Below are 12,256 nucleotides of genomic sequence, written 5' to 3'. Positions count from 1 at the left end.
GTACTTTTGCCTACCTACCCATCGCCTGCCTAATCACTCCTGCGAGGTAACATCACCTGTTCAACAAAGTGGGAGTTTGCCTGTTGAGGCACCCAGTTGGGCTCTGCCGCATACCAGTGCTCACGCTTCAGCCCCAACAATCGGTAGATACCCACCGTCAGGTCGCGCTTGGTATTTTCAACAACTTCGTGCACATGGGCGTAGCTGAACACACCGTGAATAAAGTGATAAAGCAGCAAACCTGTCTGCTCCGCATCTACATCCACATCCTCTTCGAGGCAACCACCAGACTTCAGGCCATGTACCAGCGCAGCGTTGTATTTCACCGCGTTACTAGAAAGCAGCTCCAGAGCCTCAATCACCTTTTCTTCATTACTGCCAATCTGTGCACCAGAGGTATAAAACGGACAGCCGCGGATGCCTGCCTGATCATTGCCAAGCTTTGCCATGATGAGGAAGTGCAGTAGGTTTTCCAGCTGTACCAGTGGTGAGTTGAGTGGAGAAAAAACCGCATCGAGATCGTTTCGGATCACCTGCCAGTAGTAGGCAGTAGCCTCACAAAACAGGCTCGCCTTGGATTCAAAGTGATGGTAGAACGCACCCTTGGTCACACCGGCCTGTTTACAAATTTCATTAACGCCAACGCAGCTGTAATTACTTTGCCAAATCAGCTCCAGGGCGATTTCCAGCAGGCGTTCACGGGTATCAGTTACAGACATAAGACAGGTAGGTTCTTCAGGAAAGCCGACCAAGTATAGATACCATCTGGTTTCCCAAGCAAGTCTAAATAGCCATCCTTTTGCCTCCAACACCTCTATCTTCAGTCTCCAGCAGCACTCTCTGATGCAGAAATAAAATTTAACCTACTGTAATAAAAAAGAAATAATCTAGTCCTCCGCAATTCATCCACAAGGGTCCGTCCCATTGACGAGCATACCAACCGGTATGTATGCTTGCCCATCCTATTCTACAAACACTCCCGACTGCTTGTTCTGACCATCATGATCAGCAGTTAGTGCGCACGGAGCTCACATGAAAGACCACGCCGACAACAAAGGATTTCGTCGCCCCCTATTAAGTGCTGCTGTCCTTTTCTCGCTGGCAGTTGGCACCTATTACACCCTGACGCCAATCAGTGGACATTCCGACGACTCCAGCAACCCCATGCCGCCACCCACGCACGTCGAAGTAGTAGAGCTGAAAGTAGAACCAGTGCGACTGTGGACCCGTTTTTCAGGACGACTAACGGCAGTGAACAGCGCCGAGATCAAACCCCAGGTGAGCGGCGAAATTCAGCAGGTCCTGTTTGATGACGGACAGCAGATTCAACAGGGCGAGGTGCTTTTTATTATCGATCCCCGGCCATATGAAGCCGAGGTGCAGCAGGCCCAGGCACAGTTAACCTCTGCCCGGTCACGGGCGACCCTTGCCAGGGATGAGCTGGACCGAGCGCGCAAGCTGGTTGAGGGCCAGCTGGTTTCCGAAAGCGTTTTTGATGCCGCCAACAACGAATACCGGATAGCAAATGCCCGCATTGAAGAGGCAGAAAGCGCCCTGGTAAAAGCGAAACTCGACCTGGAATATGCCCATATCAAGGCGCCATTTACGGGACTGATCAGTCGTGCCGAGTTGACCGTAGGCAACATTGTGGAAGCGGGAAGTAGTGCGCCAGTACTCGCCACCCTGGTTTCCAACCAGCAACTGTACGCAGAATTTAATGTCGACGAGCAGACCTATATCCGCTCCATGCGGCAACGTGATCTCGTCGGTCAGATGCCTGTGCAATTAACACTGGCAGATGACGATAAGGTCTACCGGGGAAAAATCCACGCCTTTGACAATCGCCTGGATATTTCCACCGGCACGATCCGGGCCCGGGCCATTTTTGAAAACACCGACGGAGCCCTGACCCCCGGCATGTATGCCAACGTACACCTCGGTGCCCCCAAGGAAACCAATGTCATGCTGCTGCCCACAAAGGCCATTGGCACCAATCAGGATAAAAAATTCGTTTATATCGTTGATGAAAACAACACCGTCGGCTACCGGGAAGTGACTCTGGGGGAGTACCACCAGGGACAGCGGGTTATCGAAAGTGGCCCGGAATCTGGATCACTGGTGGTGGTCAACGGCCTGTCGCATATCCGCCCCGGCATGCCGGTTGAAGCCGAAATAGTCAGCGCTTCAACACCGGCCGAAACCACTGATCACTAAACCTGGAACCGCCCCCCGGCAAAGCTGAAGGATCACCATGAACATTTCCAGATTTTTTGTGGATCGCCCCATATTCGCCGCAGTGATGTCCCTGCTGATTCTGATCGCAGGGCTTTTGGCCATGTTCAAGCTGCCCATTTCCGAATACCCGGAGGTCTCGCCACCCTCAGTGGTGGTCAATGCCAGCTTTCCCGGAGCCAACCCGAAGGTCATTGCCGACACCGTGGCACGGCCACTGGAGGAACAACTAAGCGGCGTGGAAAACATGATCTATATGTTTTCCCAGGCCACCTCCGATGGCCGCATGACACTGACCATCACGTTCAAGATTGGCACCGATCCTGACCTCGCCCAGCAAATGGTTCAGAACAGGGTGTCTCAGGCGTTGCCCAGACTGCCCGAAGTCACACGTCAGCTGGGGGTCACGGTGGTCAAAAGCTCACCAGACCTGACCATGGTGGTTCACCTGGTATCTCCCGACCAACGCTATGACGAACTCTATCTGCGCAACTATGCCCTGAAGCATGTCAAGGATGAGCTGGCCAAGGTCGAGGGTGTCGGCACCGTGCGCCTGTTCGGGTCCGGCGACTACGCCATGCGCATCTGGCTCAACCCGGAAAAAATTGCGGAACGCAACCTATCGGCCAACGAAGTGATCGCCGCCATTCGCGAACAGAACGTTCAGGTGGCTGCAGGTGTCATTGGCGGCGCCCCCATGACCAGCCCTGTGGATGTGCAGCTGCCCATCAATGCTCAAGGAAGGCTCGAAACCACTGAAGAGTTTGGCGACATCATCATTCGTGCCGGCGACCGGGGACAGATTACCCGACTGCGGGATGTGGCACGTATCGAACTGGAAGCGGCGGATTACAGCCTCAATGCCATGCTCGACAACCAGCCTGCCGTGGCCGTCCCAATTTTTCAGGCTCCCGGTGCCAATGCCATCGCTATTTCCGATGAAGTTCGTCGCACCATGGAAGCGCTGAAACCGAACTTTCCAGAGGGCGTCTCCTACTCGGTGGTCTATGACCCTACCGTGTTCGTTCGCGACTCGATCAAAGCGGTGGTGAAAACACTCCTAGAAGCGCTAGCGCTGGTGGTTCTGGTGGTCGTGGTGTTTTTGCAAACCTGGCGCGCGTCCATCATTCCACTACTGGCGGTACCGGTCTCCATCATTGGCACCTTTGCTCTGATGTGGGCGTTCGGGTTTTCGATCAACACCCTATCGCTGTTCGGGCTGGTGTTGTCCATCGGTATCGTGGTGGATGACGCCATCGTCGTCGTCGAGAATGTGGAACGGAATATCGCCGACGGACTGGACCCGAAAGAGGCCAGTTATCGCGCCATGCAGGAGGTGAGCGGTCCGATTATCGCCATCTCGCTGACACTGGTGGCAGTGTTTGTTCCCATCGCGTTTGTCAGCGGCCTCACCGGACAGTTTTACAAGCAGTTCGCTTTGACCATTGCCATTTCCACAGTGATTTCAGCGTTTAACTCCCTGACACTCAGCCCCGCCCTGGCAGCAAAATTATTACGAGGCCATGATGCCCCGAAAGACCGGCTGACCCGAATCATGGACTATCTGTTCGGTGGCTTTTTCCGCCTCTTTAACCGCGGTTTCAAACGCTCCTCCGAAGCCTACTCGTCCTCCATTTCGGGTTTGCTGAGTCACAAGGTTGTGGCTTTCGCTATTTACATGGTGCTGATCGGCGCCACGGCAGTCGGGTTTAATTCCCTGCCCCAAGGCTTTGTTCCACCCCAGGACAAGCAATACCTGATCAGCTTTGCGCAGCTTCCCGATGGATCATCCCTGGCCCGCACCGAAGCCGTTATCAAGGAAATGGGCAACATCGCCATGCAGCAGGAAGGGGTGGCAAACGCCGTGCAATTTCCCGGTCTCTCTGTCAACGGCTTCACTAACAGCCCCAGTGCCGGCATCGTCTTCGTTACCCTTGAAGACTTCGACAAACGCAATACCCCGGAGCTTTCGGCGGCGGCTATTGCCGGTCGACTGCAACAACAGTATGCGGGCATAGAAGAAGCCTTTATTGCCATTTTCCCACCCCCGCCGGTACGCGGCCTTGGCACAACGGGAGGCTTCAAGCTTCAGATTGAAGATCGTGCAGACCTGGGTTACGAGCGGCTCGCCGAGGTGGTGCAGATGGTGCAGCAGCTCGCCTGGCAGGATCCGGCCCTGATGAATGTTTATTCCAATTACAAGATTAATGTGCCGCAGCTTTATGCAGATCTGGATCGCACCAAAGCCAAGCAACTGGGGCTGAACGTCAAGGACATCTTCGACACCATGCAGATCTATCTGGGCTCGCTGTATGTGAATGATTTTAACCGCTTTGGTCGCACCTACCAGGTGATTGCCCAGGCCGATTCGCCCTACCGCGCCAGCCCGGAAAATGCCCTCAACCTCAAGGTCAAGAATCACGAGGGCAGCATGATTCCTCTCGGCAGTGTGCTGGAAATGCAGGAAAGTTACGGCCCCGAAAGTGCCGCCCATTACAACGGCTACCTTGCTGCCGACCTGAACGGTGACGCCGCCCCCGGATATTCCAGTGGCCAGGCCCAGGATGCCATCAGCAATATTCTTGAAAGCACACTGCCCTCCGGTATGACATTCGAGTGGACAGATCTCACCTACCAACAGGTACTCAGTGGGAACACGGCTATCTTTATTTTCCCCCTGTGCCTGCTGCTGGTCTTTCTGGTACTCGCGGCACAGTATGAAAGCCTGGTGTTGCCCCTGGTTGTCATCAGCATCGTACCACTCTCGGTATTATCCGCGGTTGTCGGTGTCTGGCTGTCCGGCGGCGACAACAATATCTTCACCCAGATCAGCCTGTTTGTTCTGGCCGGGCTGGCGAGCAAAAATGCCATTCTGATTGTGGAGTTTGCCCGTGAGCTTGAGCATCGCGGCTGCGACACCTGGCACGCAGCAGTCACTGCAAGCCGCATGCGGTTACGCCCTATTCTGATGACCTCTTTTGCCTTCATCATGGGTGTCGTGCCAATGGTTTTTTCCAGTGGTGCCGGCTCGGAAATGCGCAGCGATATCGGTGTCGCCGTATTCTCCGGAATGTTGGGCGTGACTTTCTTCGGTCTGTTCTTTACTCCCATCTTCTATGTATTGCTGCGCAAACTGGAGGGTTATCGCAAACTGTATGTCCCCACCCATTAAAGCTGAGTGTTACAAAGCGACAGAACAAAAAAAGGGCCGGTAAACACCGGCCCTTTTTTCATACTTGCTGACAGATCAACGGATCACCAGATAAAGCGAATGACCACCGCGGTTAATGTGCAGCAGCACCGAGCTGTCACTCAGGGTAAGTGCTTTTTTGAAGCTTTCCAGGTCAGTTACCCGCTTGCGATTGGCACCGAGAATAACATCCCCTGGGCGCAAGCCACTGTAAGCGGCACCCGAATTGGGCGATAGCCCGGCGACAATCACTCCGTCGCCGTCAGGGTTATTTTCAAAACGGGCACCTTCCAGTAATGAGTGCAGCTTGCCGCTGACTGCTGTCAGCTGTTGCGGCTCACCCACCACTACATCAACAACCTTTTTCTTGCCATCGCGAATGAGGGTCAGCTTCACTTTTTCACCGATTGACTTGACCCCGATCTGGCTGCGCAACTGACCAGCCGAGCTAGTCTCTTCGCCGTCTACGGCAATAATGACATCCCCGGCCTTAACACCAGATTTTTCAGCAGGAGAGTCCTCGCCAACGCCGGTTACCAGTACACCTTTCTGACCATTTTTCAATTCAAAGGCGTCCCGCAACTCCGGGGTGATGTCCTGAATGCCTACGCCGAGCTGACCACGTTTAACTTCACCATGCTCAACAATCTGCTCTAGACTGGCCCTGGCCATATTTACCGGAATAGCAAAGCCGATGCCGACATTGCCACCGGAAGGGGCCAGAATTGCGGTGTTAATACCTACCAGCTCACCGCGCAGGTTGACCAGCGCACCGCCAGAATTACCGGGGTTAATGGATGCATCGGTCTGAATAAAATTTTCGTAGCCTTCAATGCCCAGACCAGTGCGACCCAGGGCGCTAACCACACCTGTTGTCACAGTCTGACCAAGGCCAAAGGGGTTACCAATGGCTACTACAAAATCTCCGACCTCAAGATTACTTGAATTACCCATGGGCACCGCCACCAGATCATCGGCCTCGATAGCCAGAATGGCAATATCCAGCTCCGGATCAGCGCCTTTCACTTCCGCCGTGAAGGAACGGCCATCTTCCAGTGAAACCTGGACCTCGTCGGCGCCTTTAATCACGTGATAATTGGTCATCACAATACCGTCATCGGCATCGATGATTACGCCTGAACCGGCACTCTGCTGGCGTTTTTTAGGTGCCTGCTGGCGAAACTGCTGATCGTCGGGGATATTGAAGAAACGTCTGAAAAAGGGGTCGTTCAGCAGCGGATTATTCACCTGCTGATTGGAAAAAGTTGCAATGTTAACCACTGCCGGATTCACCTGTTTCAACATGGGTGACAGGGTAGGTAAGGACTGTCCTGAGCTGTCTTTCAAGGGAAGCGCTGCCTGGCTGGAGGCAACGAAAAACAACATGGATACCGCGAGCATTAACTGTTTAATCTGCTGCATGGTAAAAACTCCTGATAAGTGATGGCATGATATTTATAGGTTTACATTTCGTAAGGCAGTAAACCGGTTTTTATGGGGTGGATCCGCTTAAACACCCTACCGCCGCTACACGCCGGGCGATCGGCAAGGGTCAACAAAACCGCTGATCATGGGACAAAAATTGGCGGAAAAAATTCCGAAGAGGGGACAAATTAAAGGGCGGCGGGAAAACCCGTCGCCCCTTGGTCTTGGACTACTTGTCCTCGTCAGCGGTATGTTCCAGAGTTGTTCTGTTATCGCTGATGGGAATGGATTTCGGTTTCATCGCCTCCGGAATCTCGCGCACCAGACTGATGGCCAGCAGACCATTGTTCAGGGAGGCATCGGTCACTTCCACGTGGTCCGCCAGGTTGAATTTACGCTCAAACGCACGACGGGCTATGCCTTGGTGCAAGTAGCGACGGTCTGATTTCACGGCTTCTTTTTTTCCGCGAATGGTGAGCACACCTTTTTCAACCTGGATATCCAGCTCGCTGCGTTCAAAACCTGCCACAGCAATGGTAATGGCGTAACGGTTCTCGTCGATGACTTCAATATCGTAGGGGGGATAAGCCGCCGCATGGTCATTGCGTAAGGCCGTTTCCAGCATGGGGGCCAAACGGTCAAAACCAACCGTGCTGCGATACAGTGGGGTCAAATCTATTGTTGCCATAATATATTCTCCTAATGAAGCAATATGAATAAATTGGGTTGCGAACTGCCACTCTGCAAGAGACATGACATCCGCATAATTTATTTATGTGCAGCAAAATAGATTTCAAGGCTTAACAACAAAATTTTTTCACCGGCGGATACCGGGAAACAATCAACGCACCATCAGCACGGAGATTGGAGAAAACAATGCCACCTGGTGACTGAGCGTACCGAAGGGTTGCCGGTCAGTTTCAAGACTGCGTGAGGCCATCACAATAAGATCAATATGGGTCTTCTCGCAAAAATTGATAATTTCCTGTGCACGTTTCCCCAACACAATATTTTTTTCAATTCGCACACCGGGAAACTCCGACTGAAAGCGTTGCTGCCACTGGGTGAGTGTATGATCGGCGGTCTCCCCCAGCTTTAGATAAAATGCTTCCATTTCGGCATCGGTTTCACCCCCCAGCTTCTCGAGCACATGCAGCAGATATATATTTGCACCGGACTGAACTGCCAGACTTAGTGCGGTACGAATGGCTTTTTCATTTTTATCGGCAAGACCGGTAGGCACCAGGATATTTTTGAACATTACCACCACCTGCTGTTGACTTATTATTCGTTAATTTTTTTATTTCGTCATACAGTGACAAGAATAGACGCTGGAGAAAGCTCCCGTAAAGGGGCGATGTCGAACAACTGGAGAATGGCATGAAGGCTGTGATACTGACCAAAACCGAGGGGCCACATTCCCTTGTCTTAGACGAGATAGACACCCCGGAACCATTACCCGGGGAGGTGCGGGTACGTCTCAGGGCATGCGCCCTCAATAGGCGAGACTACTGGCTAACCCTTGGAAAATATCCGAAGTTAACACTGCCATGCATACCAGGATCTGATGGTGCAGGGGTAGTGGAAGCCGTGGGAGCCAATGTTAACCACGGGCTTCTGGGCCAGGAAGTGATGATCTACCCAGCACTGGACTGGGGCGATGACGAAGCCTGCTGCGGTAGAGATTTCCGTGTTCTGGGCATGCCTGACCAGGGCACATTTGCCGAGGCAATTTGTGTTCCCACCGACAATGTCCATCCCAAACCCCCACACCTGGACTGGGCTCAGGCTGCCGCCATGCCTCTCGCCGGCCTCACCGCCTGGCGGGCCTGTGTTACCCAGGCCGAAGTGCGCCCGGGGCAGCGGATCCTGATTACAGGCGCTGGCAGTGGCGTCTCGGGATTTGCCATTCAGTGGTGTCTAAAACTCGGCGCTGAAGTTTATGTCACCAGCGGCAGTCAGGAAAAACTCAGCCATGCCATCGCGCTGGGTGTCAGTGGTGCAGAAAACTACCACGACCCCGATTGCTACCGAAAACTCAGGCAACAAAGCGGCGGCTTTCACGCAATTATTGACAGCGCCGGGGGCAATGCCGTCAATGCATTGCTGGACACCCTGCTACCTGCGGGCCGATTTGTTTTTTTCGGTGCCACACTCGGCAACCCGGAGACTGGCTTGGAAATGCCGAAACTGTTTTTCCGTCAAATTCGCATCCAGGGCACCACCATGGGCACCAATGCCGAATTCGCCGCCATGCTGGACTTTGCCTGCCGACATCAGGTGAAACCCGACATCGACCGGGTCATGCCATTGCACGCAGCCGCCGAAGCTTGTCAATTGATGGCTAATTTTTCCCAGTCGGGAAAAATTGTGCTTTTAACCAGCTGACATTTCCGGCCCCCGCTCAAAGTCGTTAACATAGGGTTTTTAAAACCCTGAGCCTCATCTATGTCAGCCCATCGCGGAGAGTTTTCATCGAAAGCCGGTTTTATTCTGGCGGCCTCCGGCTCTGCGGTGGGGCTGGGCAATATCTGGGGGTTCCCCACCAATGCGGCAGAAAATGGTGGCGGAGCGTTCGTACTTATGTATTTCCTGCTGGCATTCTGCCTTGCCTATCCGGCGCTGATGGCCGAACTGGTGATCGGCAGGTATACCAAAGCCAATATGGTCCATGCACTGCAGGCAATCGCACCCGGCCGACTATCAAAACTTCTGGGAAAACTGACGGGGTTTTACGGCATTCTGGTGGCATCGCTGATCCTCGCCTTTTACAGCATTGTCGCCGGCTGGATGCTCGCCTACTTTTTTGAACCGGTGGCAACATTGCTGGGGTTGAAAACTCTTGCGTCCTGGCTGACCAGCGACAGCATTGTGCGCAACCTGGTGTTATGTTTTCTGTTTTTAGCTCTCACCTGCAGTGTCATTGTTGCAGGAGTTGAAGAAGGCATCGAAAAATGGTCTTGCCGGCTGATGCCAGCGCTGTTTCTGATGATGGCCGGGCTGATTGTTTATGTGATGCTGCAACCCGGTGCCATCACCGGCCTTAAACTTTACCTGATACCGGATTTCAATCAGCTGCTGGACCCTAAACTGGTTGTCAGCGCCTTGGGACAGGCCTTTTTTTCGCTGTCTTTAGGGGTCGGCACCATGTTGATTTACGGCTCTTACCTGCGTCCGGAAGAGAGCCTGCCCAGCATGGGAGCTATCGTCACGCTGGTGGATTCCTCTATAGCCTTTCTCGCAGGATTACTGGTACTGCCCGCCCTGTTTGTCGCGCAACAGCAGGGCCTGAGCATTTATACCGAGAGCGGCAGCCTGATTGCCGGTCCCGACCTGATCTTTCAGACAATTCCAGCGCTATTCAAAAACATGGGGACGATGGGTATCTGGGTGGCCATAGTCTTTTTTGCCCTTATGTCTATCGCCGCTCTAACCTCCTCCATTTCCATGCTGGAAGTGCCGGTTTCGTTCACCATCGAACACCATGCCACTCATCGACGCAGTGCCACCTGGCTGATCGGGGCAATTATCTTTGCTTGCAGCAGTGTCATTATTATTAATTTCGATGCGCTATTCGGGCTGGTGGTCACACTCGCCACAGAATACAGCCAACCCCTACTGGGATTGATGATCTGTGTGTTTGCGACCTGGGTGTGGCACCGGGATTTGGTGCTTGAAGAAATTCGCAGCGGTCATCCGGACGTGGAGCAAAGCCTGTTCTGGAAAATCTGGCCCCACTATGCGAAGTATTGCTGCCCCATTCTGATTCTGGTGTTACTGGCTCAGAGTTTTATTAACAGTTAAGCGCGGTGCTCGGCTGAATACTACGTTAATGAGTGCCTGGACTAGAACGTGCCGCGATAATTTCCACCGTCCACGAGAATGTTCTGACCTGTGATATAGGCTGCGTGCTGGCTACAGAGAAAGGCACAGGTGGCGCCAAACTCATCAATCATGCCCAGTCGGCCGGCGGGAAGTGTTTCAATATATTCGTCGGCAGAAAGCCCTGAACCACCACCAATCAGTGCGGCCGCACCCCTGCCACGCTCGGTATCAAACAAACCCGGCAACAGGTTATTGATGGTGACATTGTGACGGGCCGTATCCCGCGATATCCCCGCCACAAACCCTGTCAGACCAGAACGGGCGCCATTGGACAAACCCAGGGCAGTGACCGGCTGTTTGACAGCGGCACTGGTGATATTGACGATCCGCCCGAAACGTCGCTCGAGCATGCCATCCAGTGTGCGCCGAATCATGTCGATAGGACTGTACATATTGCCATTGATGGCTTCGAACCAGTGCTGCTGACGCCAGTCGCGGAAATCACCCGGTGGTGGACCACCGGCGTTATTGATCAGGATATCCGGGGCCGGGCAGGCCGCCAGTGCAATGTCCCGCCCCTCTTCCTTGGTGATATCGGCAACAACAACATTTACCTGTGCACCGGTCTGATTCCGAATCTCTTCTGCCGTCTGATCCAACACATCACGCTGTCGGGCCAGAATAGTAACCATGGCACCCTCTTTGGCAAGGGCCATTGCGCAGCCTTTGCCCAGGCCTTTACTGGCCGCACAGACCAATGCTTGTTTTCCCGCAATACCCAGTTCCACGACAGAGACTCCACACAACAGTCAGGGTGCAGAGGCTAGCATGAAACTGTCGAGATAGGTGAGCTTAAAGCCAGCGGGAATTGCGGGAAAACTGGCCGCGAAGGAACTCCATTTGGTCACCCAGTATCCGCTTGGAATTAATCAGCGCCAGGTACTCCGCATTGTTGGGACGGAACGGCAAGGCTACCAACTGCATGTTGATCTCTTCGAGGAGTTGATCTGCCTTGTGCTGGTTACATCGGCGACAGGCTGCCACCACATTCTCCCATTTATCAAAACCTCCTCTCGACGTCGGTACAATGTGGTCGCGGGTCAGACTCGCCGCCGAAAACGGTCGGGCACAGTACATACACAGATAGCCGTCGCGGGCAAACAACGCCGGATTGGTAAGCGGGTAATTGGTCCTCGGACGCGCCAGTTGCTCACCCCCGGTGGCGATAATGCTGGGCAGAACAATCTGCGAGGTCTGCCCTGTCAGTCGGGAGAATCCCCCGCGGACTCGCTTCACTTCATCTCCCAGCGTCCAGACAATCATCTCACGTGCAAACAGGCATACTGCCTCCTGCCAGTCCAGCCACTCTATCGGCTGACCCGCCTGATTCAGTCGCAAAATTCTAGGCTGCATGATGGCTAGCTCCCCGCAGAAGAAAAAAAGGCATTGGCCCATAAGCAAAAAGCCCCACCAGGGTTACAGGCAGGGCTTTGAGAAGAATATTTGAGACGTGGAGGGGGCCGACCCACCACGATATGTGGGATTGTATGCGACAAATTCGATGGGGCCTAGGCACCCTGACAC

General features: G+C 53.7%; 10 protein-coding genes. 4 read left to right on the top strand and 6 right to left on the bottom strand.

Annotated features, from left to right (window positions below; all coding sequences use genetic code 11):
• Positions 1–29: 29 nt before the first annotated feature.
• Positions 30–719, bottom strand: a complete 690-nt coding sequence (locus tag ACYZYZ_RS07245) for a TetR/AcrR family transcriptional regulator (RefSeq protein WP_461483790.1) — start codon at positions 717–719, stop codon at positions 30–32.
• 313 nt (positions 720–1,032) lie between these two features.
• Between ACYZYZ_RS07245 and ACYZYZ_RS07240 the strand changes: the two genes are divergently transcribed.
• Together ACYZYZ_RS07240 and ACYZYZ_RS07235 are read left to right on the top strand one after the other, a co-directional pair.
• A complete protein-coding gene (locus tag ACYZYZ_RS07240; protein ID WP_461483789.1) occupies positions 1,033–2,214 on the top strand; it encodes an efflux RND transporter periplasmic adaptor subunit in 1,182 nt (393 codons plus the stop codon).
• A gap of 37 nt (positions 2,215–2,251) precedes the next feature.
• Positions 2,252–5,404 carry an efflux RND transporter permease subunit gene (locus ACYZYZ_RS07235; protein ID WP_461483788.1) on the top strand — a complete coding sequence of 1,051 codons (3,153 nt, stop codon included), beginning with the start codon at positions 2,252–2,254 and terminating at the stop codon, positions 5,402–5,404.
• A gap of 75 nt (positions 5,405–5,479) precedes the next feature.
• Here the strand turns inward: ACYZYZ_RS07235 and ACYZYZ_RS07230 are convergent, their stop codons facing one another.
• The 3 genes from ACYZYZ_RS07230 to ACYZYZ_RS07220 all read right to left on the bottom strand — a co-directional run bounded on the left by ACYZYZ_RS07230 (position 5,480) and on the right by ACYZYZ_RS07220 (position 8,108).
• Positions 5,480–6,844: a Do family serine endopeptidase gene (locus ACYZYZ_RS07230; protein WP_461483787.1), complete on the bottom strand. Its 1,365-nt coding sequence runs from the start codon at positions 6,842–6,844 to the stop codon at positions 5,480–5,482.
• Between the two features lie 232 nt (positions 6,845–7,076).
• Positions 7,077–7,535 carry an Hsp20 family protein gene (locus ACYZYZ_RS07225; RefSeq protein WP_305169499.1) on the bottom strand — a complete coding sequence of 153 codons (459 nt, stop codon included), beginning with the start codon at positions 7,533–7,535 and terminating at the stop codon, positions 7,077–7,079.
• A gap of 153 nt (positions 7,536–7,688) precedes the next feature.
• On the bottom strand, positions 7,689–8,108 hold the full coding sequence (locus ACYZYZ_RS07220; protein WP_305169500.1) for a universal stress protein: 420 nt from the start codon (positions 8,106–8,108) through the stop codon (positions 7,689–7,691).
• Positions 8,109–8,227: 119 nt separating this feature from the next.
• On the opposite strand from ACYZYZ_RS07220, the gene ACYZYZ_RS07215 reads away from it, so the two are divergent.
• Together ACYZYZ_RS07215 and ACYZYZ_RS07210 are read left to right on the top strand one after the other, a co-directional pair.
• On the top strand, positions 8,228–9,235 hold the full coding sequence (locus ACYZYZ_RS07215) for a zinc-binding dehydrogenase (RefSeq protein WP_461483786.1): 1,008 nt from the start codon (positions 8,228–8,230) through the stop codon (positions 9,233–9,235).
• A gap of 60 nt (positions 9,236–9,295) precedes the next feature.
• Positions 9,296–10,651: a sodium-dependent transporter gene (locus ACYZYZ_RS07210; RefSeq protein WP_461483785.1), complete on the top strand. Its 1,356-nt coding sequence runs from the start codon at positions 9,296–9,298 to the stop codon at positions 10,649–10,651.
• Between the two features lie 41 nt (positions 10,652–10,692).
• On the opposite strand, the gene ACYZYZ_RS07205 is transcribed toward ACYZYZ_RS07210, so the two are convergent.
• Both ACYZYZ_RS07205 and ACYZYZ_RS07200 read right to left on the bottom strand, forming a co-directional pair.
• The gene (locus tag ACYZYZ_RS07205; RefSeq protein WP_461483784.1) at positions 10,693–11,460 is read right to left on the bottom strand and encodes an SDR family oxidoreductase; all 768 of its coding nucleotides are present in this window, start codon (positions 11,458–11,460) and stop codon (positions 10,693–10,695) included.
• Positions 11,461–11,524: 64 nt separating this feature from the next.
• Positions 11,525–12,085 carry an HNH endonuclease gene (locus tag ACYZYZ_RS07200; RefSeq protein ID WP_461483783.1) on the bottom strand — a complete coding sequence of 187 codons (561 nt, stop codon included), beginning with the start codon at positions 12,083–12,085 and terminating at the stop codon, positions 11,525–11,527.
• Between the last annotated feature and the right edge of the window lie 171 nt (positions 12,086–12,256).

Origin of the sequence: Porticoccus sp. (assembly GCA_023261185.1) — a bacterium.
GTDB lineage: Bacteria > Pseudomonadota > Gammaproteobacteria > Pseudomonadales > Porticoccaceae > Porticoccus > Porticoccus litoralis.
The sequence above is the reverse complement of the archived record's forward strand: the minus strand, read 5'-3'. Positions and strand labels throughout refer to the sequence as shown.